Origin of the sequence: Mycobacteroides chelonae (assembly GCF_016767715.1) — a bacterium.
Classification (GTDB): Bacteria; Actinomycetota; Actinomycetes; order Mycobacteriales; family Mycobacteriaceae; genus Mycobacterium; species Mycobacterium gwanakae.
On record NZ_CP050145.1, the window covers coordinates 878,448 to 904,514 of the forward strand.

Annotated in this window: 19 protein-coding genes and 3 pseudogenes; 7 read left to right on the top strand and 15 right to left on the bottom strand. The window is 63.3% G+C overall.

Translation table 11 applies throughout. The features are described 5' to 3' along the window. Positions 1-16 precede the first annotated feature (16 nt). Both HBA99_RS04355 and HBA99_RS04360 read right to left on the bottom strand, forming a co-directional pair. Positions 17-2,887, bottom strand: coding sequence for an MMPL/RND family transporter (locus HBA99_RS04355; protein WP_070951531.1), 2,871 nt, complete (start codon positions 2,885-2,887; stop codon positions 17-19). Further along, a complete protein-coding gene (locus HBA99_RS04360; RefSeq protein WP_057968831.1) occupies positions 2,884-3,327 on the bottom strand; it encodes an MmpS family transport accessory protein in 444 nt (147 codons plus the stop codon). The genes HBA99_RS04355 and HBA99_RS04360 overlap by 4 nt, the downstream gene beginning before the upstream one ends. A gap of 65 nt (positions 3,328-3,392) precedes the next feature. On the opposite strand from HBA99_RS04360, the gene HBA99_RS04365 reads away from it, so the two are divergent. Beyond that, the gene (locus tag HBA99_RS04365; RefSeq protein WP_057970343.1) at positions 3,393-4,007 is read left to right on the top strand and encodes a TetR/AcrR family transcriptional regulator; all 615 of its coding nucleotides are present in this window, start codon (positions 3,393-3,395) and stop codon (positions 4,005-4,007) included. Here HBA99_RS04365 and HBA99_RS04370 read toward each other — a convergent pair. Then, positions 3,894-5,282: an HNH endonuclease signature motif containing protein gene (locus HBA99_RS04370; RefSeq protein ID WP_057968830.1), complete on the bottom strand. Its 1,389-nt coding sequence runs from the start codon at positions 5,280-5,282 to the stop codon at positions 3,894-3,896. The two genes, HBA99_RS04365 and HBA99_RS04370, sit on opposite strands and share 114 nt — an antisense overlap. A 103-nt stretch (positions 5,283-5,385) precedes the next feature. Between HBA99_RS04370 and arsC the strand changes: the two genes are divergently transcribed. Further along, positions 5,386-5,727 carry an arsenate reductase (glutaredoxin) gene (gene arsC, locus HBA99_RS04375; protein WP_030094406.1) on the top strand — a complete coding sequence of 114 codons (342 nt, stop codon included), beginning with the start codon at positions 5,386-5,388 and terminating at the stop codon, positions 5,725-5,727. A gap of 279 nt (positions 5,728-6,006) precedes the next feature. On the opposite strand, the pseudogene HBA99_RS04385 reads toward arsC, so the two are convergent. Next, a pseudogene (locus HBA99_RS04385) lies at positions 6,007-7,136 on the bottom strand (FUSC family protein); the annotation flags it as partial. A 171-nt stretch (positions 7,137-7,307) separates the two neighbouring features. Between HBA99_RS04385 and HBA99_RS04390 the strand changes: the two are divergent. The 4 genes and pseudogenes from HBA99_RS04390 to HBA99_RS04405 all read left to right on the top strand — a co-directional run bounded on the left by HBA99_RS04390 (position 7,308) and on the right by HBA99_RS04405 (position 11,429). After that, entirely contained in the window at positions 7,308-8,198 is an 891-nt protein-coding gene (locus HBA99_RS04390) for a LysR family transcriptional regulator (RefSeq protein WP_030094409.1), read from the top strand. Positions 8,199-8,354: 156 nt separating this feature from the next. Then, positions 8,355-9,539, top strand: a complete 1,185-nt coding sequence (locus HBA99_RS04395) for an NAD-dependent formate dehydrogenase (protein WP_070952341.1) — start codon at positions 8,355-8,357, stop codon at positions 9,537-9,539. Positions 9,540-9,683: 144 nt separating this feature from the next. Beyond that, a pseudogene (locus tag HBA99_RS04400) lies at positions 9,684-10,138 on the top strand (DUF4345 family protein). Positions 10,139-10,148: 10 nt separating this feature from the next. After that, the gene (locus HBA99_RS04405) at positions 10,149-11,429 is read left to right on the top strand and encodes an acetyl-CoA C-acyltransferase (protein WP_057968828.1); all 1,281 of its coding nucleotides are present in this window, start codon (positions 10,149-10,151) and stop codon (positions 11,427-11,429) included. A 68-nt stretch (positions 11,430-11,497) separates the two neighbouring features. Here the strand turns inward: HBA99_RS04405 and HBA99_RS04410 are convergent, their stop codons facing one another. The 10 genes and pseudogenes from HBA99_RS04410 to HBA99_RS04455 form a co-directional block, all read right to left on the bottom strand. Further along, on the bottom strand, positions 11,498-12,295 hold the full coding sequence (locus tag HBA99_RS04410; RefSeq protein ID WP_109494169.1) for a mannan-binding protein: 798 nt from the start codon (positions 12,293-12,295) through the stop codon (positions 11,498-11,500). Between the two features lie 18 nt (positions 12,296-12,313). Then, complete coding sequence (locus HBA99_RS04415; RefSeq protein WP_070951528.1) at positions 12,314-12,982, bottom strand: YfgM family protein; 669 nt, start codon at positions 12,980-12,982, stop codon at positions 12,314-12,316. Between the two features lie 37 nt (positions 12,983-13,019). Next, positions 13,020-14,270, bottom strand: coding sequence for an MlaD family protein (locus HBA99_RS04420; RefSeq protein ID WP_070951527.1), 1,251 nt, complete (start codon positions 14,268-14,270; stop codon positions 13,020-13,022). Continuing rightward, the gene (locus HBA99_RS04425) at positions 14,267-15,598 is read right to left on the bottom strand and encodes an MlaD family protein (RefSeq protein ID WP_070951526.1); all 1,332 of its coding nucleotides are present in this window, start codon (positions 15,596-15,598) and stop codon (positions 14,267-14,269) included. Before HBA99_RS04425 ends, HBA99_RS04420 begins: the two co-directional genes overlap by 4 nt. After that, positions 15,598-16,716, bottom strand: coding sequence for an MCE family protein (locus tag HBA99_RS04430; protein WP_046252674.1), 1,119 nt, complete (start codon positions 16,714-16,716; stop codon positions 15,598-15,600). The genes HBA99_RS04425 and HBA99_RS04430 overlap by 1 nt, the downstream gene beginning before the upstream one ends. Further along, complete coding sequence (locus HBA99_RS04435; protein ID WP_070951525.1) at positions 16,713-17,759, bottom strand: MCE family protein; 1,047 nt, start codon at positions 17,757-17,759, stop codon at positions 16,713-16,715. The genes HBA99_RS04430 and HBA99_RS04435 overlap by 4 nt, the downstream gene beginning before the upstream one ends. After that, positions 17,752-18,810, bottom strand: a complete 1,059-nt coding sequence (locus tag HBA99_RS04440) for an MlaD family protein (protein ID WP_046252676.1) — start codon at positions 18,808-18,810, stop codon at positions 17,752-17,754. Before HBA99_RS04440 ends, HBA99_RS04435 begins: the two co-directional genes overlap by 8 nt. Then, positions 18,807-20,379 (bottom strand): annotated as a pseudogene (locus tag HBA99_RS04445) (MlaD family protein). The gene HBA99_RS04440 and the pseudogene HBA99_RS04445 overlap by 4 nt, the downstream one beginning before the upstream one ends. Beyond that, positions 20,380-21,237, bottom strand: coding sequence for an MlaE family ABC transporter permease (locus tag HBA99_RS04450; protein WP_070951524.1), 858 nt, complete (start codon positions 21,235-21,237; stop codon positions 20,380-20,382). A gap of 1 nt (position 21,238) precedes the next feature. Next, positions 21,239-22,096 (bottom strand): MlaE family ABC transporter permease, encoded by an 858-nt coding sequence (locus tag HBA99_RS04455; RefSeq protein WP_070951523.1) that lies wholly within the window; start codon positions 22,094-22,096, stop codon positions 21,239-21,241. Positions 22,097-22,572: 476 nt separating this feature from the next. Between HBA99_RS04455 and HBA99_RS04460 the strand changes: the two genes are divergently transcribed. Continuing rightward, positions 22,573-24,918 carry a hypothetical protein gene (locus HBA99_RS04460; RefSeq protein ID WP_070951522.1) on the top strand — a complete coding sequence of 782 codons (2,346 nt, stop codon included), beginning with the start codon at positions 22,573-22,575 and terminating at the stop codon, positions 24,916-24,918. On the opposite strand, the gene HBA99_RS04465 is transcribed toward HBA99_RS04460, so the two are convergent. Continuing rightward, entirely contained in the window at positions 24,915-26,060 is a 1,146-nt protein-coding gene (locus HBA99_RS04465; protein WP_070931441.1) for a glycosyltransferase, read from the bottom strand. The two genes, HBA99_RS04460 and HBA99_RS04465, sit on opposite strands and share 4 nt — an antisense overlap. Positions 26,061-26,067 lie beyond the last annotated feature (7 nt).

Genomic DNA, 26,067 nt, shown 5'->3' on the forward strand with positions numbered 1-26,067 from the left:
ACCGGCCAGGTATGCGCTATGTGCCCACCGAGATCGGTCCGGTCGCGTCATCGGGTGCGACTGGTTTTGGCCCAAAGGGTTTGGGAGTTGGACGCGTGCGCACGTTGAGGGGCCACCAGAACCAGCGGCCCAGCATGGTGGCGATCGCCGGGGTCAAGAACGACCGCACCACCAGGGTGTCGAACAGCAGGCCGAGGCCGATGGTGGTACCGATCTGGCCGAGCACGCGCAGATCGCTGAAGATGAAGGACGACATCGTTACCGCGAAGACCAAGCCCGCGGCGGTGACGACGCCGCCGGTGCCGGCGATGGCGCGGATGATTCCTGTCTTCAGGCCCGCGCCCGTTTCCTCCTTGAATCGGGATATCAGCAGCAAGTTGTAGTCTGCTCCGACCGCCAGCAAGATTATGACGGCCAGCGGGAAGATGACCCAGTACAACGGAATGCCGAAGATGTACTGCCACACCACTACTGACATCCCGAACGATGCGGCCAGCGACAGTGCGACGGTCCCCACGATCACGAGTGCCGCGACCAGGCTGCGGGTGAGGAACATCATGATGAGCAGGATGAGGCCGAGCGAGGCCAACGCGGCCATCAGCAGATCGTATTTCTGGCCGTCGGCGATGTCCTTGTACGCCGAGGCGGTTCCCGCCACATAGATCTTGGCGTCAGCCAATGGTGTTGCCTTGACGGCATCGAAGGCCGCCTCTTTGATCGCGTCAATGTGTGCGATGCCCTCGGAGGTCTGCGGATCCCCTTGGTGAGTGATGATCATGCGCGCGGCCTTGCCGTCCGGGGACATGAACAGTTTCATGCCGCGTTTGAACGCGGGGTTATCGAATGCCTCCGGTGGCAGGTAGAAGGAATCATCATTCTTCGCATCATCGAAGGCCTTGCCCAACTCTGTTGCGGTGCGGGTGGATTCCGCATTCTGCGTATTGGTGCCGTTGTTGATGGCGTAGTTGGACTGGGTCAGGTCGCGGTTCTTCTCCTGTATCTCGATCTGGGGCGGAATGAGATCCACGAGTTTGGGCTGCAAAGCGTCGAGTTTGTTGAGGCTTCCGGTGACGGTTTGGAGTGCGTCGACGAGTTCGTCAATACCGTCCAGCGCGTCGAAGACCGATCTCAGCGCCGCGCAGAAGGGGATGTCAAAGCAGTGCGGCTCCCAGTAGAAGTAGTTGCGTATGGGCCGGAACTGGTCATCGAAGTTCGCGATCTTGTCCCGCAGGTCCTGTGCGACCGCCACGGTCTGCTGGAATCCCTGGGTTTGTTCATGCGTGATGGCCGCACTTTGTTGTTGAAGTGCCAGCTGCTGTTTCAGCACGGCGATGGTCCGCGTCATCTGATCGGCCTGTTGGGACAGATACAGGGCCTGGTTCTCCTGCTGCGAGAGATTCATCAGCTGGCTGGCACTTGATGCACTGATCTGAAAGGGAATAGAGGAGTGGGTGATCGGTGTACCGAGCGGGCGGGTGATCGATTGGACCAGGGCCACGCCGCGGGCATGTAGAACGGATTTGGCGACGCGTTCCAGCAAGACCATTCCCGCGGGGTTACGCATATCGAAATCGGTTTCGATCATCAGAAGCTCGGGGTTCAGGCGTGCGACGGAGAAATGTCGCTCGGCGGCGGCGTACCCCACGTTGGACGGAACCGAGCCCGGCATGTAGATGCGGCCGTCGTAAGTGGTTTTGTACCCCGGCAATGCGAGCAATCCAACAAGCGTGACGATGCATGAGACGACGAGAATAGGTCCGGGCCAGCGCACGATTGCGGTGCCGATACGGCGCCAGCCGCGGGTACGCATCGCGCGTTTGGGGTCCAGCAGCCCGAAACGGCTTCCGATTACCATCACGGCCGGTGCCATGGTGAGGGCCGCCGCCAATGTCACCAACACCCCGAGCGCTGCGGGCAGGCCCAGAGTCTGAAAGTAGGGCAACCGTGTGAACGACAGGCAGAGCAATGCGCCCGCGACCGTGAGACCCGATCCGACGATCACGTGCGCGGTGGACTTGAACATCGTGTGGTAGGCGGCCAGGCGATCCTCACCGGCCGAGCGTGCCTCTTGATAACGGCCGACGAAAAATATCGCATAGTCGGTACCGGCGGCAATGGCGAGCATGGTCAGTAGATTCGTGGCATATGTCGAGAGGCCAATGACACCCGTATGTCCGAGTGCTGCAACGATTCCGCGGGCCGCCGACAGTTCCACCAGGACTGTTACCAGAACCAGTGCCGTGGTGGTGAGTGATCGGTAGACGACCAGCAGCATGATCGCGATAACAGCGAAGGTGATGATCGTGACTTGGGCGGAACCTGCGTTACCTACCTCGAACTGATCGGTGATGGTGGGAGCCTCACCGGACACGTAGGCCTTGACCCCGTCTGGAGCTGGTGTGTCAGCCACAATGCGACGCACGGCGTCGACGGACTCATTGGAAAGCGCCTCGCCCTGATTACCGGCGACATAGACCTGTACGTAGGCGGCCTTGCCGTCCTTGCTCTGGGAGCCGCCTGCCGTGATCGGATCGCCCCAGTAGTCGGCCACGTGCTGCACGTGCTCGCGGTCATCCTTGAGTCGCTGCACCAGTGTGTCGTAGTACTGATGTGCTTCCGCGCCAAGGGGTTTGTCGCCCTCGAGGACAACCATCGCCGAACTGTCCGAGTCGAACTCGTTGAAAACCTTGCCGATATGCCTCATCGCCAGTGTCGACGGCGCATCGGCGGCGTTCAGCGGGGCAGACCGTTCTTCACCCACCACCTCCAATTGGGGCACGGTGGCGTTGGTCACCGCCGCGATGGCCACCCAGAACAACACAATTGGCACCGCGAGCCTGCGGATGATCCTCGCTGCCCGCGATTCTTGGGCGTGACCGGCGCTCATGCGGACTTGTCCAGGCAGGTGGTGTAGCCATTCACGATGGTGACAGTCCTTTCGTCTTTGACGATGCCGTCGACGGTGATGCGGCAGCCCGTCACGTCACCACTGCCCTGTGCGCGCAGGTCGGCGAACAAGGTGGGGTCGTTGGTCACGAGCTCGTGAGACCAGGGCAGGGCGGCGTTGTCGACGCGATGAGGCTGAGCCATCTCATCGAGGAAGTTGACGGTGGCGGTGCTCCCCGGCGTACCGAAGACCTCGAGAAGGACGCGTTTGGGGTTGTAGTTGGTGTTCTCCATGGCCTCGGTGCCAGGACGTGACAGTTCGATGTTTGAACCGAAAATGCCGTGCAGCCGTGTCACTCCGAAGGCCACTACCGCCACTACGGCCGCCGCGACGATGAATGTCCACCAGCGTTTGAGGAAACTCCAGAACCAGCCCTGCACCAGCGTCCACGCCCTCTCGATAGTCGCTGACCGACTTGTGTAGAACGGTACGGTACCGTACTCCCATGACGAATGGCGTGTCAACGGGGTTGACTAAGGTGGCGAAGAAGCGACAGGCCTCCCAGTGGACGCCGCGCGAGGTGGAGCTGCTCGCTGTCACCCTGCGACTGCTGCAGCAGCATGGGTACGACCGGCTGTCGGTCGACGAAGTCGCCGCGGAGTCGAAGGCGAGTAAGGCGACGATCTATCGGCGTTGGCCGTCGAAAGCGGAACTGGTGCTGGCGGCCTTCATCGAGGGAATGCGTGCGCAGCTGATCCGGCCGAATACCGGTTCGCTACGCGAGGATCTGCTGCAGATCGGGATGAACGCGCTCGCTGACGTTCGGCGCAATACGCCCGTCATGCGTGGTCTGCTGATCGAAATTGAGCGAAACCCAGACTTGACCAAGGCATTTCGGACGAAGTTCATCGATCAGCGCAAGTTGTTGCTCGATGACGTACTTACCGCAGCTGTGGAACGCGGCGAGATCGAGGCAGCCGCCATCAATGAGGAGCTTTGGGATCTATTACCGGGGTACTTGGTGTTCCGTTCGTTGATGCCCGTGAGATCGCCGACGGCCAACACCGTTCGCACCCTGGTGAACGACGTCATCATGCCCAGCCTGACCCGGAAGCTCTGAAGCACCGATCTCTGGTTGTGGTGGGGGTATCCATTCGGTGGTGCCGTCGGTGTGTTTTCGGGTGGTCCAGCCGTGGTCGAGGAGGCGGTGATGCGGTGCACAGGCGAAGGTGAGGTTGTCGATGTCGGTGCCACCGCCGGCGGCCCATTCGCTGATGTGGTGGGCTTGGCACAGGTATCCGGGGGTGGTGCAGTGGGGGTGGGTGCAGCCGCGGTCTTTGGCGTGCAACACGATCCGCTGATCTGCTGAGGCGATGCGTTTGGAGCGTCCTAGGTGCAGGGGGCGGCCGTTGTCGTCGAAGATGCTCAGGTAGTGGTGGGCGTGGGTAGCCATGCGGATGACATCGCGCATGGGTAGGCGAGTGCCGCCGCCGGTGATCGCGATCCCGGCGGCATCTTCGATCTCGGCGAGTGTGGTCGTGACGATGACGGACACCGGTAGGCCGTGGTGTGAGCCCAGGTCGCCGCTCGCCAAGGTGGATCGCAGGCAGGCCCGCAGGGCGTCGTGGTGGCGTTGGGCCGACGATCGTCGATCACTTTCGGCGGCTTCGGGTGTGGGTTCCCCATCGACCACTGGTGTTTGGTCGTTCGGGTTGCACATGCCGGGTGCGGCCAGTTTGGTGAACACCGCATCCAGGTAGGCGCGGGTTTCCGGATCCAACAACCCGGAGATCGGTGACATGCCGTCGAAGCCTTGTTGTCCGATGCTGATCCCACGGCGGCGTGCCCGATCGGTATCGCAGAACTGTCCGTCCGGGTTCAGCAAGGCCATCATGCGGTCGGCGCCCACCCGGAGGTGCTCGGGCCCAAACTGTGCGGCCATGGTGGCCAGTTGTTGTTCGGCGGCCTCACGGGTCGGCGCATCCACCACCACCGGCAGCTTGTCGAAGAACTGCCGCACGATCCGCACGTGTTCATCCCCGATCTCACCCCGGGCAAAGGCCGCAGCCACATTCGGCAATACGGGCGCCAACACCTCGCCGGTCACCGCCCGTCGGGGCGCCAACTGTTCGGCATCGGCGATCCGGCGTCGGGCCGCACCCTTGCTGATATGCAACCGCCGCGACAACACGTCGGCATGCGAGGTACCGCCGAGTTCGACCGGTGAGGCTTGGGTAATCACCCTCGGAACTAATCCCAGCCCGGCGGCTCCGAGCCGACGTTGCACCACCTCCAACCGGGCCAACACCACCAACGTCTCAGCAGCGCTCAACGCATCGACCGCATCAGCACAGAAGGCATCAACCGCCGCCTCCAACACTACAATCGAATACATGTTCGAACACTAACTCTGCCCACCGACAAGTGGCTCGGGTGATGTGACACCAGAAACCCTTGTGACAGAAGAGATCTATCGGGGCTACCTGTAGGTTGAATGCGTGGACGCGACGATTTACCACAATCCCAGGTGTACGAAGTCTCGACAGGCGCTGACACGTCTCGAGGAGGCGGGCGCCACCGTGACCATCGTGAAGTACCTCGATGATGTACTCACCAAGGCGCAGCTGAAAAAGCTGATCAAGGACGCGGATCTCACTGTGCGTGAGGCGGTGCGCACCGGTGAGGCCGAATACAAGGAACTCGGCCTTGCGGACGCCTCCGACGATGCACTTCTTGACGCCATGGTTGCGCATCCCCGGTTGATTCAGCGTCCGTTCGTGGTGACTGCCAAGGGCACTCGCATGGCACGCCCGACCGAGGCCGTCGACGAAATTCTCTAGACCGGATGTCCTGATTCCGAGCACATCTGGCACGCAACGACCGGTTTGATGAATTGGCTTGTTGGCACGATGGCCCATATGACTCCAGAATCTGCCAACGGCGGTCTCGCGGGTGCGCTCCGGGGCCTGGCCATCGGAAGGATCGTGTTGGGCGTCGTCTCCCTGGCTGCGCCCAACGTGCTCGCCAAGGCCAGCCGCGTCTCCGTGACACCCGAACTGGTCTACATGACAAGGATATTCGGTGCTCGCGCGGTTGCTCTCGGTCTCGGCTACCTGACCTCGCCCACCTCTGAGCAATTCCGGTGGCAGCGGCTCGCGCTGATGGTCGATGTCACCGACACCGTGCACGGCACCGCGCATCTGATCCGAGGCGACATTCCTCGCGTCAGTGCTGCCGCGTTGGTAGTGCTGACCGGCGGTTACATGAGCGTCGGTGCCACTCGTCTAGCCAAGGATTTGGCGCGGGTCTAGCGGCACCTGGCATCCCGTCTGCCTACCAGTGCGGCGGCTGTCACCCCGGCGGCGACGCCGATCACGGTGTCCAGGCCGCGGTACAGGATCAGGGCGAACGGATCTGCGGGGTCGGCTAATTCGGTCATCAGCATCACCAGCGGAGTGAAGAAGCCAACCGCCAGCGCGTAGTGGCGAGCCATAAACAGCTCGGTGGGGAACAAGAGCGCAATCACCAGTGCGCCTACCCCGACAGCCGGAAGGCCCAGCGTCATAAGCACTCCGGTGAGTATCAGGCCCGCTACGGTTCCCGCGGTCCGGTGGGCTGCCCGTGCCAGCACTCCCTGAAGTTCTCGATCTGACGGCCGTTCGACGTCGATGGCGGATAGTGGTACGGCAGCGGCGGCCATCGCCCAGTTGGCGTGATCGAAGCCCAGCAGCAGTCCGGTCCCGCCCGCTGCCGCGACGACCAGCGCGTAGCGCAGCGCATGCATGCCGACATCGGGCGGGACGCGACCACGCTTCACACGCGGCGTCGGGGTCTCGCCGGATGATCCGATGAGACCGATCAGAATCGACAGCAATGCCGTCGAAAGGCACAGTCCGATGGCGCCCAGCGGGGCGATCAGACCCGCTGGCACCGTGGCCGTGGCGCCTGTGGCGAAGAGGAAGAAGAAGGGCCCCGTCGGCCGCAGGCGTAACGCGTCGGCCGCTACCGATCCGGCCATCGCGAATGTCACCTCAACCGCGACCAGCATCCAGGTTCTGGCATGCAGCGACGAAAGCAGCACGCCGAGAGCGACTCCCACGCAGAGGAGAGTCCCCGCCTGGATCTGGTGACGTGCTCGGCGCCAGCCGGATTCGGCGCGGCCGTAGATTCCGGTAAAAGAACCGAAGACGATGTACACCAGTAACTCGGGCCGTCCGAAGACCAGCAGCACCGCCCCGGGGAGAGCCAAACCTGCGCCTACCCGGAATGCGTGCCGGTGATCGTGGCGATCCGGACGGGTGTGCTCCCAAGCCTTGGTGGTGATGATGGCAACCAGTGTGTGAGTTCAGCACTGAACCTGTCCAAGAGACATTGCCGCTGAGTCGATAGGCGGTACCGATCGCTGGTGGTAGAACGAGTTATGCAGTTCCGTCAGCTTGAATATTTCGTGGCGCTGGCGCGGGAACGACACTTCGCCCGCGCGGCGTCGGCGTGCTACGTATCCCAGCCGGCGCTGTCGGAGGCCATCCGCAAGCTGGAGCACGAGCTGGGTGTCCCGCTGGTTCTGCGGGGGTCGAACTTTGAGGGCTTGACTCCGGAGGGAGAGCGCCTGGTCCTTTGGGCACGAAGGATTCTCGCGGACCGTGACGCGCTGGAGCATGAGGTGACGGCCTTGCGCAGCGGACTCACCGGTGAGCTGCGGTTGGGTGTGGTGCCCGGGGCGGCCACCCGTGTGGCGCTGATGGCCGATGCTTTCTGTGCTGAACACCCGCTGGTGCGGGTACGGATCGAGTCCAGCCTGCGCTCCACGGAGATCCTGGACCGCATCCGCCGGTTCGAACTCGACGCGGGTGTGGTCTACGACGACGGGTTGCAGACCGAAGGGCTCGAGCTAACCCGGCTTTACGAGGAGCGCTACGTGCTGGTGGCGGGCGAGGGGTTGCTGCGTGACGCTCCTGATCCGATCGACTGGTCGGAAGCGCTAAGTCTGCCAATGTGCTTGTTGCACAAGGGTATGCGCGACCGCGATCGCATCGATGAGGCTGCTGCCGAGCATGGACTCGCTGTATCGCCTCGCCTGGAGGCTGATTCCGTCGCGACACTGCTGGCCCTCGTCGGGACCGGCCGCTGGGCGGCCATCGTCGCACGGACCTGGTTCGCCACCGTGCCGGCGCCGGCAGGTGCTCGAGTCGTGGAGCTGCAGGCACCGCGGCTTGGCTCGCCGGTCGCGCTGGTGCGTACTGCGGGTGAGCCCGCGTCTCTCTTGGCGCGCGCACTGGCGCAGACGGCGGCACCGCTCGACCAGCCCTGATCGGCTCTGCCTATTGGGCGGTCGGAACTTGGTCTTGGACACCTCGCCACAGCGCGCCGGACACTGAAGATGCGTCGAAACGAACGCGTCGGATGACTGGAAAGCCATCTGCATCAAGAGAACTGGCGGCCATACGACCGCCGTGGAGGAGTGGTCATGGCGAAGATCTTGTGTGTGCTCTACCCCGACCCGGTGACGGGTTATCCGCCTGTGTACGCCCGGGATTCGATCCCGGTCATCGACGGCTATCCCGATGGGCAGACTCTGCCTACCCCGTCGGCCATCGATTTCACCCCGGGCGAGCTGCTGGGATGCGTGTCCGGGGAACTTGGTCTGCGGCGTTACCTGGAGGCGCAGGGGCACGAGCTAGTGGTTACCTCCGACAAGGATGGGCCCGACTCGGTGTTTGAGAAGGAGCTGCCCGACGCCGATGTGGTCATCTCGCAGCCCTTCTGGCCCGCATATCTCAGTGCGGAGCGAATTGCCAAGGCGCCCAAGTTGAAGCTGGCATTGACGGCGGGGATCGGCTCGGACCATGTTGACCTGGATGCGGCGATCAAGGCGGGTATCACTGTCGCCGAGGTGACGTACTGCAACAGCATCAGTGTGGCTGAGCATGCCGTCATGCAGATCCTGGCACTGGTGCGCAATTACCTTCCGTCGCACCAGTGGGTGGTCGACGGCGGCTGGAACATCGCCGACAGCGTTGAACGCGCCTACGACCTTGAGGGATTCGATGTCGGCATCATCGCGGCGGGGCGCATCGGGCAGGCAGTAATGCGTCGGCTCAAGCCATTTGACGTGCGGCTGCATTACTTTGACACTCGTCGATTGCCTGCCGAGGTGGAGCAGGAGCTGGGGCTCACCTATCACCCAGACGTGCACTCCCTGGTCAGCTCTGTGGACATCGTCGACATCCATGCCCCGCTGCACCCACAGACGTATCACCTGTTCGACGCAAACCTGATCAATTCCATGCGGCGCGGTTCGTACATCGTGAACACCGCGCGTGCCGAGATCACGGTTCGTGATGCGGTGGTCGATGCATTGCGTAGTGGACAGCTGGCCGGTTACGCCGGCGACGTCTGGTACCCGCAGCCGCCTGCCCCCGATCATCCATGGCGCACCATGCCCCACGAGGCGATGACGCCGCATGTCTCCGGCACCACGCTGTCGGCGCAGGCCAGGTATGCGGCCGGTACCCGGGAAATCCTCGAAGACTTCTTTGAGCGCCGGCCCATCCGTGACGAATACCTGATCGTCGAGGGCGGCCAGCTGGCCGGAACCGGAGCCAAGTCCTACACCGCGGATGGCTCGGCCAGCCCCGGCGCGGGTACCTAGCCCACACGCGGGCCGCTGTCGGGGACGGATTTCCTGACAGGGGCCCGCGTTCGCATGCACTCCAACACCGACTGGCATGGATCCTGCGGGATCTGGCATCGATTGGCAGTGTCAGGGCTGCGTCATCCTGGCAGCATCGCCTCCATGAGTCACAACGCGTCAATGCGCAAAGCGGCAGCCGGTTTTTATGCGGGAATCGGCATCTTCGCCCTCGTGAAACCCGCACTGGTGCCGCAGATGTTCGGCGGCGACGCACCGACCAGTGAATCGCGTACCGAGGTTCGCGCCGTGTACGGAGGCATCCCCCTGGCCTTCGCGCTGGCCCTGGCGCAGGCCGGTGATGACGGCCCGCGATCAGCCGGTCTTCGTGCCGCTGTTCGTTACGCCAGCTATGGCATGGGGCTGACGCGGTTGTTGTCCGGCGGTTTCGAACGGCGAGTGCAGCCTTGGCCCACAGGGTTTTTCGCCGCGCTGGAAATCGCTGCGGGAGCGGCACTCACCGAGCGGCCCAATGCCTGATGCGACGTGGGGCCATGGCGCAACCCGGGCCGATTTACGAACCTAGTACCCGTGTAAACAAAGAACTGACTCGCGAGTAAGCTCGCGGCCATGACCGCACCTGCTCAGCGTCGCGCCGTCATCGTCGCGGGCGCGCGCACTCCCTTTGTCCGTGCTTTCGGTGACTTCACCCGCATCGACACCATCGCATTGGCCGACGAGGCCGTGCGTGGTCTGCTCGACAACACCAAGATCTCCTCGAACGAGATTGAGGCCATCGTCTGGGGCGGGGTGATCCTGCCGGCGGGTGCGCCGAACATCGCTCGTGAGATCGCACTCGATCTCAAGCTTGGGCACGGCGTCGAGGGACACACCGTCACCCGTGCGTGTGCCTCCGGCCTGCAGGCCATCACCACGGCGGCCGCCGCGATCGAGCGCGGAGAGTACGACGTGATGATTGCCGGGGGTTCCGACTCCACATCCAATGCCGGAGTCAACTTGCCGCAGAAGCTCATTCACGCGGCCGCCCCGCTGGCGCTGGGTAAGCCCAAGCCTAAAGACTACCTCGACGCCGCTCTGAGCCTGGCGCCGTTCACCGGACTGCTGCCGCGGCGACCCAAGATCGAAGAGCGGACCACTGGCGAGGTGATGGGGGAGTCCGCCGACAAGATGGCCAAGATCCACGGCATTACCCGCGAGGCGCAGGACGAGTTCGCGGTGCGCTCGCACCATCGCGCAGCTGCCGCCATCAAGTCGGGACGCTTCGACCGTGAGGTAGTGCCCGTCAATGGCGTCACCCGCGACGGCCTGGTCCGCGAAAACACCAGCGTCGAGAAACTCGCAACGCTCAAACCGGTGTTCAATCGCGACGGCACGGTGACCGCGGGTAACGCCAGCCCGCTGACCGACGGCGCTGCCGCAGTGCTGCTGATGAGCGAGGAGAAGGCGCGGGCACTCGGCCTGCAGCCGCTGGCCGCCATCCGGTCCTGGAGCTATGTCAGCGTCGACCCGGCCGACGAGGTGCTCATCGGACCCGCCATCTCCATGCCGCGAGCACTGGAGAAGGCAGGATTGACTCTTGCCGACATCGACTACGTCGACATCCACGAAGCCTTTGCCGCGCAGACTCTTTCGGTGCTGGAGGCCCTCGGTTCCAAGAAATGGGCGGCCGACCGGCTCGGGCGCGCCGAGGCCGTGGGCACACCCGATATCGACAAGGTGAATGTGCACGGCGGCTCGGTATCAATCGGCCACCCGTTCGGTGCCACCGGCGCCCGCATGGTCACCACCATGGCCAACGAGCTCGCGCTCAGCGGGAAGAGCACCGCACTGTTGGGCATTTGCGCAGCCGGTGGCCACGGCGCCAGCGCCGTACTTGAACGCGTGGAGTAATCCTCCTAAGACGGAAAATGCCCGCCTACAAGCGTTGTCGCTCGTAGGCGGGCATCACCCATTGCGTTCTAGCCGCCGTACCCGGGCTTCAGGATCGGGGCGATGGCGCCAATCGGGATATGCGCTTCGACAGTGCCGCCATCCATCGAGTACACCCGCTGGCCGGGGGAGTAATCGATCGGGTAGTCGTGGGCGACTGGATAATCCGGCATGTAGATGATCAGCTCATCCGGTGTCAGCGCCCAGGCCTTGTACGCGCCTGAATACACCTTGTCCGGAGTCCACCGGTCGGGCGTGAACGGATAGGTCTGCGGGGTATGACCCGGCGCCGCCCGGTCCAGTGCCTCGATGATGAAGGGCTCGGCGATCGGCGGGATGGCGTTCAAATCGCCGCCCTTGAGAATGTCGGCGAGCATCAGGCGCTTACCACCGTCGTAGTTGAAGGTCCGGTACGCGTTGTTCACCTGCGGGCCATTGGCGTGGTAGTCCTCGTGAAACACGATCGAGGTGGTGCTGCCGTGGTTGAAGATCTGGAAGTTCTCCTCGCCATAGCTGTCCTGAATCATGTCAGCGCCCTTGGCTTTCCAGTTGTTGTACAGATTGCGCAGGTACTCACGGATGGCGGGGTTGCTGTCCACCAACTCGGGGATGGCGACCTTGATATCGCGATCTGCCTTACGCGGTGAGGTCACCACTGTGTGGCAGTAGAGCCCGTCGAAGTTGCCACCGAGTTCGCCGCAGAAGGACTGCGCCGATGCTGACGCCAACGGCGCGCTACTGATCGCCGCGCTGATTACCAGGGCAGCGGCTGCCCCTCCCGTAACCTCTCGGGCTACTCGCCCGGTGAAGAGCTTAGAAATCCGCATGATGACCTTTCCGGCGGTTTACAGGTACTCCAGCTTGCTCGCTAGCCAACGGCCATCGATCTTTTCCATGGTGATCTTCATCCGGCTACGGTCGATCCGCGGATCGGGCCGCTGGGTGTTGGTGATGCTCTGATCGACCATCATCAGCAACACGACCTTGTCCGGAGACTTGTATTGGATCGCCGAGTTGACGACCTTGCCGTGTGCGGCGGCCTTGTTGTCGATCAGCAGCTGACGCAGCTGCACGCTGGCCTTGGTGAACTCGTTCTTGAGATCGCCGGTCGATCCGTTGAGGATCTGCCGGAAGTTCTCGTCCACGCTGCTGGTGTCGATGCTGGTCAAGATCTCCGTATAGGGCACGGCGATCGCCTGCGCCTGCTCACCGGCCGCATCAATCTGGTGCTGCTGCCAGACCTTCCAGCCCACGACACCGGAGAACACGAGAGCGCCCACCAGGATTGCCGCGACGGCCCCGATGACGGCGTAGCGCACCCACGTCACTGCTGATGGCGGGCCCTTCTCGTCGTCATGGCTGGGCGCATCCGAATCAGATACAGCTGTCGATTCGGCATCGTCTGTGTCGGTCGAGTCGGTCTCCGCAGTGGTGTCCGCGGCTTCCTTCTCGTCGACCTTGTCCGTGTCGGCGTCGCTTGTGGAGTCGCCGTCTTCTTTGGTCATGGTGACCACGGTAGTAGCTCCTTGAATCTGATTCGCAGGTCAGGCGTCAACGCGGGGGTTCGATCGGCAGTGTCGGTCCACCATAGGTGGTCGGTACCTGGAACCGGCCCTTCGGTGTCGGATCGGACTTCTTCCCCATGTCGGCGCCCATGGGCGGTCCGGCGGTGTCGTCGCCTGCTGGTCGTGGCGCATTCTTGGCGCCACGGATCAGGACCGCCGGATCCTCGTCCGCGCAGTAGTTGGCGTAGAGGAACGGCTCGGGGTAGTCGGCGGCCGATGCCGGCAGCCGTGGCGTCGGGTAGTCGCACACGTAGCGCGGGTACAGATCGCCGGTGGCCCAGAGGCCGCCGTCATGCATGATGCTCATCAACGCGTCGAACACCGAGGCCCGGTAGTTGGGGAACAATGCATTGAGGGCGGGAACGCGCAGGTAGAGCAGCCGCGAGGCGGTCGCCAGGTTGCCCAGCAGGGTCACCATGGTGTCCGAGTTGTCGGCGAACAGGTTGTCCACCGCTCCCAGGGTCTTCGGGGTCTGATCGACGAGGGTGCGGTAGCCGTTCTGCATCTTCTCGATACCGCGCAGGGTCCGGCCCAGTTCGTTCGCAGTGGACTTGATACCGGAGTTCTTGTCGGCCGCCAGGGTCAGCACCACCCGGCTGGTCTTGAGAAGGCTGGTGGTCTCCGGCAGCACCGAGTCCAGGGTGCTCAGCAGGAAGGTACCGCCGTCGATGATCTCGGTGAGCTTGCGCGGCCCTTGCTTGCTCAGGCTCAGTTCCTTCTTGATGAGCTCGAGCTTCTTGGGGTCTATCTGTGCGAGCAGGCCGTCCGCGTCGGCGAGCAGCTTGGCCAGCGTGACGGGCACCGTGGCGCCCTCGGAGATCACGGCGCCATCCTTGAGGAACGGGCCCTGATCCGAGACACCCTCGAAGTTGATGTACTGCTCGCCCGCGGGGGACAGTCCGGTGATGCGCACCTTGGCGGTGACGGGGATCTTGTACTTCGACTGGATCTCGGCGACCGCGTCGACACCCTGCTGGGTGATCGCCAGCGATTGCACCGTGCCGATCTTTACGCCGCGCAGCGCGACGTCCTGGTTGGGCAGCAGACCGCCCGATTCCGGAAGCTGCACCTTGACGCGGTAGGTGCCTGAGAACGGGCTGATGCGCAGGGCACCCACCGTGAGGTAGGCGATCGCGATCAACAGCACCGATGCCAGTGCGATGCCCGAGAGCACCATCTTCTTGCGGTGCCCGGCACGAATGGTGCCGACGATGCCGTTGGCGAGGGCGTTGATCATTGGCCCATCACCTCCGGCCCGGGAGCGGCACCCGGTGCGTGAGCGGGCGCCGGTGCGGGAGCCGACGCGGGATTGGCCTGCCCGGGAGGCGGCGGTACCGGAGCTTCCGGGTTGGATGTCGCCGGCGGGGCGGCTCCAGGCGGCGGGCCCGGCACGCGTTCGATCACGCCCGGTTCAGTCGGGCTCGGTCGCATCGGCACGTCATCGCCGTACACGCCCTTGCCTACGACGCGTTCCTGCAGGCGCCACAGCGTGTACTTGAAGGAACCGACTAGCTGGGCCCAGTTGTAGCGCTTGGGGCCGTGCGAGCCGACATCGCCCTTGAACCCGGCATCGGGGATCGATCCCAGTACCAATTTGTCGATACTGACGCGTACCGAAATCGCGTTGCTGGGGGTGGATTTGATGAGCGTGGTGATCTGCCGGTTGAGGCCGTTGATATCGATCGTCGGGTCCTGCGCGATGTCATTCCACGACTTGGCAATCGTGTTCGCGTCCTTGATGACGCTGTGTCCGCTGGTATCAGTGCCCGCGATCGACGGGAATTTCTGCAGCTGCTTGGTGGTGGCGCCGATCTGAAGAACCAGCTGCGAGAGCTGAGCGGTGTTGGCGGCGAGCGCCTCGGTGGCTGGATCGGCCTCTTTCACGATGTCGGTGAGAGTCTGGTTCTTGGTGTCGAGCTGGTCGGCCAACTGCGAGGTCTGGGTGAGAGCATCAGAGATCTGTGCCGATCGCGTATTCAACGTTCCCAGTAGGCGATTGGAGTCCTTGATCAGATCGCCGAACGCCTGGCCCTGATCGCCGGTTGCCTTACCGAAACCGTTGATGACATTGGTCAGGTTGCGTACCGCGCCGCCGTTGGAAACGAGCGCCGCCGAGCTGAGCACGGATTCCACCGTCGCCGCGGCCATCGTCGAATCGAGGCCGATGGTGTCGCCGTCTCGGAGCGCTGGCGACTCCGATGTCGCACCGGCCGGGGGGCGAATGGAGACGAAGACGTCGCCGAGCGGTGTCGCGGAACGCAGCTCGGCGGTGCTGCCCTTAGGGAGCCGGACGCCGTGGATGATGCGCAATGTGGTGATCGCGGTGTAGTTACTCACCCGCATGTCGTCGACCTGGCCGACATCCGCGCCGGCCAGCTTCACCTTGGCGTTGTTCGGCAGGTTCAGGATGTTCGAGAACAGGGCGGTCAGATGGTAGCCGCCCGATCCGACGCCGGGGGCGGGCAGCGGGAGATCTCCCAGACCGTTGGTTCCACAGCCGGACAGGACGGTGGCCGCCAGCATCGCTGCCGTGCCCATCGCTGCCAGGCGCTTGCGTGTAGCCATCACTTTTGCCCCATCGCCGCGAGCCCGTCGAGCACATAGGAGAGGCCGAAATCAGGCCCATAGTCCTGCAATGTTCCTGTGCTGCAGCCCAGTTGGCGCAGGCCCATCATGTTGCAGATCTCCTTGGCTGTCTGGCTCTCGAACAGCAGCTTGTCTGTGAGGAATCGTGCGCGCAGCGACCCGTTGTCCTGGTCGATGATGTTGTAGAGGTTCTCCACGGCCAGCGGCGCAAGGTCGAGGGTCTCGGCGAGCTCGCGTTGGTTGTCCGAGACTGTCTTTAGTGCCGTATTGCCGTTGAGGACCGCCGCCTTGATGTGGTCGCGGTTGACTTCCAGGAGGTCGCCGGCCTGCTTCACCAGATCATTGAGCTTGCGCCCGGTGTTGCCGGTGCCGAGCGCCTCGTCGTCGATGATGTTGCTCAGTTGGTGGATGGTGGTGGAGAATTCGCGCAGCTTGCCATCGTTGGCTGCTGCGGCGTCGAACAGTGAGCTGACGTTCTTGATGATGGTCGTCATCTGCTCGCGGGTGGTTACGCCGCCCTCTGAGCTGAGCCGCAACGCTTTTGACAGCTCGTCAAGGCCTGACTTGATCTTGTCGCCGTTACCGTCGGCGACTCCGGCGGCCGCATTGATGATGTCACCCACCGGTCCCTGGCCGTTTCCGTCGCCCTTGAGCGATACCGACAATCTGTCGAGCATGCCCAGTACGCGGTCGAATTCCACCGGCGTCTTGGTCTTGTCGAGGCCGATGGTGTCACCGTCCTTGAGTGTCGGCCCACCCCGGTACGGGGGAGACAGCTCGACCTGGCGATCGGTGAGGATCGATGTCGACAGGGTGACGGCCTGCACGTCGACGGGCACCTTGACGTCCTTGTCGACAGTGAACTCCACGTCGACATACCCGGATCGGGGGGTGATCTTCGTGATCTTGCCGACTGGCATGCCCAGTACTGCAACGACATTCGATTCGTACAGGCCGGAAGCGTTGTCGAACTGAGCGGTCAGCGTGATGTGATCCAACTGCGACTTCACGTAGTACGCGCCCGCGCCGACGATCGCGGCGACCACTAACGCGATCGTTGCGATGACGGCGATGGCCTTACCTCTGCCGCTACTCATTTGCAGTCCTTGAAGTACTGGATCATGCCGAATTGCTTTGCGCGACCACTGATTGCGCACATCCAGGAGTCGACGGCCAGGCCGTTGGGGGCATTGAACTCGATGGCGTTGCCGGTGCCGGTGGCATTGGTCACGCCGCGCAGCGCGACGGGTGCAACCTGCAGAATGCTGCGCAGCAGGTCGTCATGCTGGCCGAGCATGTCGGTGAGCTGATGCAGCGTCTTGAGCATGTCGTCGAGCTGCGGTCGGTTCCTGATGACGATCTTGCTGAGCTGCTCGACCAGGTTGGTGAGCGACTGCATCATCGCGTGGAATGTGCCACGGCGGATCACGAATTCACCGATCAGGCTCTGCCCCTGATTGATCAGGGTTCCCACGCCCTGCTGCTGGCGGTGCAGCGTGTTGGTGACCTTCTCGGTGCTCTTGAGCAGCGTGCCCAACTGGTCGCGTCGTTCGGCGATGATTCCCGACAGTGTCTGGATGTTCTGCATGGCCTGGGGGACCACCTCGGGCAGCCCGTCGAGCTGTTTACCCAGAATGCTCAACGACTGAGCCACCTTGTCGAAATCGACCTGGTCGAAGGTGTTCGTTACGTCCTTCAGGGTCGCCTGCAAGTCGTAGGGGACCTCCGTGTGGGCGAGGTCGATGGTCTTGTTGGGCAACGACCCCGGTCCTTCCGGGCGCAGGTCCAGGTATCGGGAACCGAGGATCGTGGTCACCCGTATCGCGGCCTTGGTGTCCTTACCCAGCTTCACGGAATCGCTGACCGAGAGCTTGGCCTCGACGTGATCTCCGACCAGCTTCATGCTGGTGACCGTTCCCAGCGGGATGCCCGCCACGGTGATGGGCTGACCGGACCGCAGCGATGCTGCCTGCGCGAACTCGGCGGTGTAGGTGGTGTATCCGAAACCGATTGCCTTGACAAGCAGCATCCCGCCCACGAGTGCGCCGATCACGGCGATCGCGATGAACCCGAGCCAGGTTTTGTTGTAGGTCTCGACCGGCCGGTTCTTGATCTTCTGCCATCTCGTTTGTTCAGCCATTGGCCAGGTTCCTGCATCGCGGGGTGTGCTGGGTGACGTTGCCGGGTGTCGCCGCGTTGACGATGATCGGCACCACGTCGTTGAGGCCCGGGAAGAAGCCGGTGATGTTCAGATCGCAGATATAAGCGTTGCCGTAGGCGCCGTCACCGGTGATACGGGCCAAGCCCTTGAGCAGCAGCGGTAGGTTGCCGCCGAGGAAGGCCAGCTTCGGCTCGATCTGCACCATGTGCTTGGCGAAACCTGGTTGGCGAGTGATGAGCTCGTCGAGTGACGGGTAGACCTCGTCGGTGATCTTTGACACCCGCCGCAGGGTCTGTGCCAGTGAGCCCACCGAGTTGACCAGCTCCGGACGGCGGGAGTCGAAATCCGCCACGACCTTCCGGGTGTTCGTGATGGCCTTGTCGAGACTGTCGTTCTGCTGCGCCAAGTTCCCCGTCACTGTGCTCAGGCTTGTGATCACATTGCCCAGCACCTGGTCGCGTCCTGCGAAGGTCTTTGTCAGCGTGGAGGTTTGGTCGACCAGCGAGGTGATCGAGGCCTGATCACCCTGCAGCGACTGGATGACGCCCTTGGTGAGATTGTCGGCCTGCTCCGGTGAGAGTGTGCTGAACAGTGGCTCGTATCCGTTGAGCAGCGTGGTGACATCGAAGGAAGGATCGGTGCGCTCCAGCGGAATCGTCGACCCCGCCGCCAGCACGTTGGTGTCACCGGTCTTGCCGAGCGACAGGCCCAGGTACCGCTGACCGACGATGTTCTGATACGTCACGGAGGCAAGGGTGTTGCCGTACAGCTTCTGGTCGTTCTGGACGACGAAGTCGACCTTGGCCTGGTTGTTGTTGACCAGCTCGATCTTCTCCACACGTCCCACGCGCACACCGGCCATGCGGACGTCATCACCGTCTCGCAACCCGTACACATCGGTGAAGACCGCCGAGTACGCTGTGGTCCCGCCCGCCACATCACGGCGCAACGTGGCATACACCAGCCACGTCAGCACCATCGCGACCGCCATGAAGACGACCAGCGCGATCAACGGACCGCGGAACTTCATTGGGATCCTTCCTTCGCGAGCGAGACCGTGGTGCCCCGCACGACCGGGCCGAGCAGCAGCTGCGTGGAGGAGCTAGCAGGCTTATCGGTGATGACACTGAGCTGAGTGCGTTCCACCGCGCTACCTACCGGGCCCACCGTCCCGCCGAACGATGCCGGTGCGATCGGGGCGCCGCCACCGTCCCGTGCGCCGGGAGCAACCGGTGCGGCCGGCAGCGGGGGAGGTGGTGGTGGCGGCGGCTCCAGGAGATCGGGATCCGCGGTCCCGGGGACGCGCGGCACCGGCACCGCTTGCCACGGCGGCAGTGGGGGGTTCGGGTCCGTCAGGTTCGGGCCGCCGGGGGGCACCACGTACGGCGGGCCCACCGCGATCAGATTTCCGTTGGGGCCCACTACAGTTCCGCGTGGTGGTTGCAGGTCCGGCGGCACCTTGTAGTTCTGGGGAAGCAGTTCTTCCGGCAGGTCTGGACGCACCACGAGCTCGGGTGCGGTGAAGCAGCTGGGACCCTTGAGCTCGCCATAGCGTGGGCAGTCGGCTCTCGTGTAGCTGTATCCGGGAGTCAGCGAGAGGTTCACCCGCATGTTGCCGGTATCCACGTCGGACAGCCAGGGATTCTCGAACCATTTCTGATTCATCTGGTTGATCTTCTGGAAGATCATCTGGAACTTGCCCGCGTTGTTCGAGAACGTGCCGAGGACGGGCGTCAGTTCCGTGGTGATGCCGATCAGCTGATCGGTGTGATTGTCGAAGGCCTGCCGGGTGGTGCCCACCGTCGTGAGGCCGCCGTTGATCAGGCTGGTCAGCTGTTCGCGCTTCTCGACAAAGGTCTGCATCGGTTTGACGGCCTGGTGCAGTGAGTCGAGCAGTTCGGGTGCGGTCTGCTTGAGCCCCTCGGTCGCATCGAGCAGAGCCTTGACCGTGGACGGGCCGGTGTCGGTCACCACGATGTCGTTGAGCTGGGCGATGAGGCGGTTCAGCTGCGCACCGCCGGTGAGGAGCTTGACGCGCCGGTTGTCGGTCGCGGCTCCCAGCGCGGCCAGGATGCCGGTGGAGTGGTCACCGCGACCGGCCGCGGCCGGTCGCGGTGAGGACATCGCGCAACTTGCTCACCGTGGTCTGGAACAGAACGGTCGGCAGCTGGGTGTCCTCGGCGATATGCGCGCCAGCGCGAATGGGAGCGCCGGGCCCTCGATCTACCAGCTGCACGGACGAGACCGCGAACACGTTGCTGGGGACAACGCGAGCGGTGGCGGTGCTGGGGATGGACTTGGCGTACTGCGGCTTGAGGTTGATGTGCACGAAATTGGGCTGGCCGTTGGCGGCAGGTGTGACCCCATCGACCTCGCCGACCAGAACACCGTGGTACTTCACGTCGGATTTCTGGGGCAGCCCGTCACCGACGTTGTTGAGATCGGCAACCACACGGACGAAGTCGTTGAGACGCCCCGTGGACTTCAGCATCATCACGCCGGTGACCAGTGCGGCCACCACGATCATCGCGACGCCGGTACCCAGCAGGAGCTTCTCGGATGGGCCGCGGCCATCCGTCTCAAAGGAATTCGCCGCCATCTAGCCACCCAACCTCGCACCTGCGTCGACGCTCCAGAGCGCCATGGTGAGCAACATGTTGACGATGATCACGAGTGTGATGGCAGCGCGCATGGCATGCCCCGCAGCCACGCCAACGCCCTCGGGGCCGCCGCTGGCATAGAAGCCGTAGTAGCACTGGATGGTCGAGGCGAGCCACACGAAGATGATCGCCTTGATGACCGAGTAGAAGATGTCGATGCCACTCACGCCGATACCGAAGTAGTGCAGGTACGAACCGATGGATCCACCGCTCATGATCCCCACCATGATCTGGCAGGACAGGTAGCTGACGGCAAGGCACGCGACGTACAGGGGAATGGTGACCACGGTGGCCGCCATCAGCCGGGTGGTCACCAGGTAGGGGATCGGGCGGATCGCGATGGAGTCCATGGCATCGATCTCTTCGGAGATGCGCATGGCACCGAGCTGTGCGGTGAAGCGGCAGCCGGCCTGGGTGGCGAAGGCGATCGCGGCCATGATCGGAGCGAGTTCGCGGGTGTTCACCAATGACGAGATGATGCCTGTGGCCGGTCCCAGGCCCAGCAGATCCAGGAAGTTGTAGCCCTCGATGGCCACTAGTCCGCCGGCGATGATGCCGAGGACGATCATGACGCCGGCGGTACCGCCACCGACCACCAGAGAGCCATTGCCCCAGGCGATATCGGACAGGTGCCGCAGGAACTCCTTCCGGTAATGCCGGAACACGATGGGGACGCCGGCGATCGCGCGGAAGAAGAACGCGACCATGTGGCCCAGCCGGGTGATCGGCTTCTGTGCCTTGTTGTAGATCCCGACGAAGGGTCGCGCAATCGGGGGTACATAAGTTGACGCGGTCATGTCACAGCCCCGTCCGCGGGAACATCATGATGTACAGCTGGCTGATGGCGAGGTTCACCGTCATGAGCAGCAGGATCGATTCCACGACCGCCGCGTTGACGGAGTTGGCGACGCCGATCGGGCCGCCCTTGGTGGACAGACCCTTCTGGCAGGCCACCACTGCCACGATGGCGCCGTAGATGACGGCCTTGATGAGAGCCAGGATCATGTCTCCGGGGGTAGCGAAGGCGGAGAAGGTGGTGACGAAGCTGCCCGGGGCGCCGTTCTGCCAATAGACATTGAAGAGGTATGCGCCGAGGAAGCCGACGAAGCAGACGACGCCGGTGAGCGCGATACCGATCATGATGGCGGCGGCGAACCGGGGGACGACGAGCCTCCGGATCACCGAAACGCCCATGACCTCCATGGCGTCGGTCTCCTCGCGCATGGTGCGTGAGCCGAGGTCGGCGGTGATGGCCGAACCCACGGCGGCGGACATCAAGAGGGCGGCTACCAGCGAGGCGGCCTGCCGGATGATCGCGATGCCACTGGCCGCGCCGGCCAGTGAGGTTGCACCGACCTGTCCGGCCAGCAGCGCGAACTGGATCGAGAGTGTGACACCGATCGGCAGGGTCACCAGGATGACGGGGACGACGGCGGTGCCGGCTTGGAAGGCGCCCTGTCTCACGAACTCCTGCCATTGGAACTGGCCCGTGAATAGGTCGATGAAGAACCACTGAATAGTGCGGACGCCGAGCATGAACTGCTCGCCGACGGTCTTGAGTGATTCAAGAGGGTGACGCTTGACGTATCCGGTGGTCCAATCCTGGATGGCCGCGACGCCATCAGTGGTGGCGTGGCGCTCGTCCTGTGTGGTCATCGCAGGCGGCCCACACAGACGCAGCTCAGAGTGGTTGCGGCTACGGCGATCAATACAGCTCCCTGTGTGACCTGGGACACAAATCCCAGCAATCTACGAGTACGTCTCGGCCATTATGGGCTATCCGGTTCCTGGATGCACACGAATCGCGAAAATGGATTCACGCGTGAACGTAAATTGACGGTCGTCTACTGGGCTTGTAGTACCCCGGCGGCCAGGTGATTGGAGTGTTTGCTTCGAGTGCCTAGTTGCTCGACGTAAACGCTTGTTGACGGATCTGGCAAACTTTCGTCAACCACTTTGCGTGAGTACGGCCCCTGCTCGCGGTGGGCGCAGCGACCGAGGCGAGTCTGGGCACGCAGTGTTACCAGAAAAATCGCAGGTAGACACGATTTTCAAATCCCGACTATGAGGTGGGTCACACGTTTACAGTGCTGCTCACGTTTTAGGTTTCCTCAAAGGAGAGGGTTGCGGTCTTGTCTAAGCGACATCGGAAGTCATCCACAAAGGTCGTTGTCCAACGCACCGTGACCGCGGCGGGGGCCGTCGCCGCGACTGCCAGCTTGGCTTTCGTCGCGCCTACCGCGCAGGCCGCTGCGGCGGCACCGGACTACAAGGGTGCGGTCACCGACTATAAGAACGCACTCAATAACTACTTATCCGGGACTAATGCGATGGGGTCGGCGGTCGGGGGAGCGTGGAATCCCCTCGCGCAGGGATCCGGCGGATTGCTCCCGACGTTCGGCACGACCCTCACGCACTCGAATCTGACCAAGATCGCAGATCTGCCCGATGTGCTGCGGAACCTCGCGAGCACCCCGCTCCCGACGGCTGTTCCCGGGGTCATTCCGGCCATCAAGATTCCCGGACAGGGTTTCGTCGATCTTCCGCTGCCGACGACCATTCCGGGTGCGAACCTGGTCAATGGTCTGGCCAACGCGCTGGACACCGTGTTCAACAACCCGATCATTGGGCCGATCGTCGACCAGCTGCCGCCCCTGAGTGACATCGTCGACGGGCTGATTGCCGAGCAGGACAAGTTCACGGCGGGTTACAACTGGCCGCTGTTGCAGGCCGGTGGCCTGACGACCATCACGAACACCTTTGTGCAGACGCCGAGCGGGCTCAACATCAAGATTCCAGCCTCGCTGGACCCCTTGGGGATCTTGCCTGATTCGGTTCGGATCCTGCCCGATGGCACCTTGCCCAACGTGACGGCCTGGGTCCCGATGGGCGCCGGCAACTACACGTTCCCACTGGGAATGGAGACGGGGTGGTGGGCGACAGCACCCACCCTGGTCGTCGACGGCGGGGCGGTGAACGTTCCGCAGACCGTGCTGTCGATCCCGATGTGGGCCAACGGCATCAAGGCACCGCTTGGGCTGGGGCAAGCCGGTCAGTTCAACGCGCACGTTCTCATCCCGACGCAGAACGGCATCTACTCGCCGATCGGTACGACGCTGTCGAACTTCTCCATTCCGATGCTCGGGCTCGGCATGACGAATCTCAACGTGACGACCGGAAACTACATTGGCACCAACGGATTCAACATCAACAACGGGCAGAACGTCATGGTGTTGCAGACGCCGTTCTCTGGGGCGTTGCCGATACCGATCGTCTACTCGTTGGGTGGGTTCAACATGGGGACCGAGGGGATGGGCTTTACTCTGCCATCGCTCTTCGGTGTTGGTCTCATGCCGACATTCCAGCTGGGAACGGCGCCCGGAGCCAATACATCTCTCGGAATCATCCCGCCAAACCTGATTCCGACGGGCGGCATTGTGCCCACCCAACTCATCACTGTGTCTGGCTTGATCAGCACGGCGCTCGGAATCCCTGACCCGACAGTCGAACTCGCCAAGGCTCTGACTCCGCTGTACAAGGGTCTGGTCACGCCCGTCATGACACCGATCTCGGACATGCTCACCGCGCAGTACGGGAATCTGTTCAATGGCGCGGCGTCGAACACCTTGCAGGCCTCCAAGTTCTACAAGGACGTGATGACGCAGCTCGCCAGCGTGATCAGTGCGGCTCCCGCACCGCTCTCGTCGCCGACGCCCAACACCTTGGCGGCCACCGATACGCCCGCACCGGCGGCTGCGCACGTCGAGGCTTCTGCGCCGGCGCAGAAACTGGGCGCTGCGACGGCACCTGAGGCCAAGCAGCTTGAGGCTCCGAAACTGGATCTCACCTCGAACCTCGTCGCCGCCAAGGACAAGGTTGTCGAGAAGGTCGCGCCGGCGCCGCTTTCCGCATCCGCGTCCAGCGCTTCGGAATTGAGTGCGACGCCGATCGGCGAAGCGGCAGCTCAACCTGCTGCCGCTGCCGCTCCCACGCCGGATGTCGCGAAAGAGGCCCCCAAGGCCGAGGCGAAGGAAGACTCGAAAGACAAGGAGAAGCCGGCGAAGCCGGTCGTCAAGGAGAAGCTGCAGGACAAGGTCGATAAGGCGAATAGTGCGCTCAAGGATTCGGCCAGCGGGTCGATCAAGCAGACGAGGGGTGCGATCACCTCTACGGTGACTAACACGATCGAATCTGCGACGTCTACTCAGTCTGAATCCAAAGCTGCTGAGGCGAATAAGGATTCAGGCACGTCGTCGGTGACAAATGGCGACTCCGATAGCGGCAAGCATCATGAGGATTCTTCGGGTACGTCTAACAAGGTGAAGGTCAAGGTGGCTTCGCCCAGTGAGTCGGGTGGAAAGCATCGCGCGCCCGAGGCGTCATCCGGTGGTGGTTCGAGCGCGGGTGGTGGTTCGGAGGGTTCGGGTGCCCATGGAGGATCGTCGTCAAGTGCAGGAAAGCACTCGGCGAGCGACTAGAGGCGCACGGCTCCCAGCACGATATCGGCGATCCGGGAACGGAACGCCTCGGGTGAGAATCCGCACGCCTGCGACCGGATGGCGCTGGTGTCGTAGTCGGCGGGGTTGAAGTCCCGCATCAGCTCGGCGAGCTGTGCTACGACGGCGTCATCCGGGCCGGCCTGTACGTGTTCACCGGTAATGCCGGGCTCCACGGTGTCCAGAGCACCTCCCGCGCCCAGCGCCAGGACCGGTGTTCCGCACGCCATTGCCTCGACGGGGACAATCCCGAAGTCCTCCACGCCGGGCATCAACAGGGCGCGGCATCGCCGGTACATGTCCAGGAGAACCTCGTCGGATGCGGCGCCGAGAAAGGTGGTCTCGGGTCCGGCGATTTCTTCCAGGTGATCGCGGAATCGTCCCTCGCCCAGCACCACCAGGCGGCAATTGGCCCGTTGGGCGGCCCGGATGGCCAGGTCCGCACGCTTATACGGAACGAGCCTGCCCGCACACAAATAGAAGTCCTCGCGGGCAATCGACGGATCGGGAGAGAACCTGTCGATGCGTACGGGTGGGCTGACCACTGTCGACGGCAGCCCCCACCAATCGCGAATCCGCTCGGCCACGGCATGCGAGTTGGCGATGACATGCGACAAGCGGGGTGCTGCTCGTAGTTCTCCTCGCCGCGCAAGGCTCCCCAATGCGGACAGGGCGATTCGTCCTGCCCGGCTTGCCATCTCGTGATCGCGGAATGCGCGATCCCATGCCCAGCGGGCCGGGCTGTGCACGTATGCGATGACGGGAGCCTCGGTGGCGAATGACGCCTGGGTGGCGAATGAGTGATGACTGATCAGCACCGCGTCCAGGTCGTCGCCGAGTGGCAGCTTCCTCAGGGCGCTGGGAACCAGGGGAAGCAGTGGTGCGTGCGACCTGCGTCCGAGAGCACCGTAGGCATTGTCCAGCCAGGTACCCGAAATCGGCTCGTGCGGTGCACCGTCCGGCCGGCCGGCGGCCTCCATTACCTGCTGGCGACACCGGGGTTCCGTGATCGGCGCGAAGACTTTGGCCTGCGGCCAGGTCTTCATGAATTCGGCAACCACCAATTCCGAGCCGCCGAACTCGGTGAAACGTTCATGGACGATCGCTATACGCGATGAGTTCATAGTTCCC

Bases quoted from the DNA above. Each gene is read 5' to 3' on its own strand.
- HBA99_RS04355 (WP_070951531.1), bottom strand. From the start codon at position 2,887: ATGAGCGCCGGTCACGCCCAAGAATCGCGGGCAGCGAGGATCATCCGC.
- HBA99_RS04365 (WP_057970343.1), top strand. From the start codon at position 3,393: ATGACGAATGGCGTGTCAACGGGGTTGACTAAGGTGGCGAAGAAGCGA.
- HBA99_RS04370 (WP_057968830.1), bottom strand. From the start codon at position 5,282: ATGTATTCGATTGTAGTGTTGGAGGCGGCGGTTGATGCCTTCTGTGCT.
- HBA99_RS04390 (WP_030094409.1), top strand. From the start codon at position 7,308: ATGCAGTTCCGTCAGCTTGAATATTTCGTGGCGCTGGCGCGGGAACGA.
- HBA99_RS04395 (WP_070952341.1), top strand. From the start codon at position 8,355: ATGGCGAAGATCTTGTGTGTGCTCTACCCCGACCCGGTGACGGGTTAT.
- HBA99_RS04405 (WP_057968828.1), top strand. From the start codon at position 10,149: ATGACCGCACCTGCTCAGCGTCGCGCCGTCATCGTCGCGGGCGCGCGC.
- HBA99_RS04410 (WP_109494169.1), bottom strand. From the start codon at position 12,295: ATGCGGATTTCTAAGCTCTTCACCGGGCGAGTAGCCCGAGAGGTTACG.
- HBA99_RS04420 (WP_070951527.1), bottom strand. From the start codon at position 14,270: ATGATCAACGCCCTCGCCAACGGCATCGTCGGCACCATTCGTGCCGGG.
- HBA99_RS04425 (WP_070951526.1), bottom strand. From the start codon at position 15,598: ATGGCTACACGCAAGCGCCTGGCAGCGATGGGCACGGCAGCGATGCTG.
- HBA99_RS04430 (WP_046252674.1), bottom strand. From the start codon at position 16,716: ATGAGTAGCGGCAGAGGTAAGGCCATCGCCGTCATCGCAACGATCGCG.
- HBA99_RS04435 (WP_070951525.1), bottom strand. From the start codon at position 17,759: ATGGCTGAACAAACGAGATGGCAGAAGATCAAGAACCGGCCGGTCGAG.
- HBA99_RS04440 (WP_046252676.1), bottom strand. From the start codon at position 18,810: ATGAAGTTCCGCGGTCCGTTGATCGCGCTGGTCGTCTTCATGGCGGTC.
- HBA99_RS04450 (WP_070951524.1), bottom strand. From the start codon at position 21,237: ATGACCGCGTCAACTTATGTACCCCCGATTGCGCGACCCTTCGTCGGG.
- HBA99_RS04455 (WP_070951523.1), bottom strand. From the start codon at position 22,096: ATGACCACACAGGACGAGCGCCACGCCACCACTGATGGCGTCGCGGCC.
- HBA99_RS04465 (WP_070931441.1), bottom strand. From the start codon at position 26,060: ATGAACTCATCGCGTATAGCGATCGTCCATGAACGTTTCACCGAGTTC.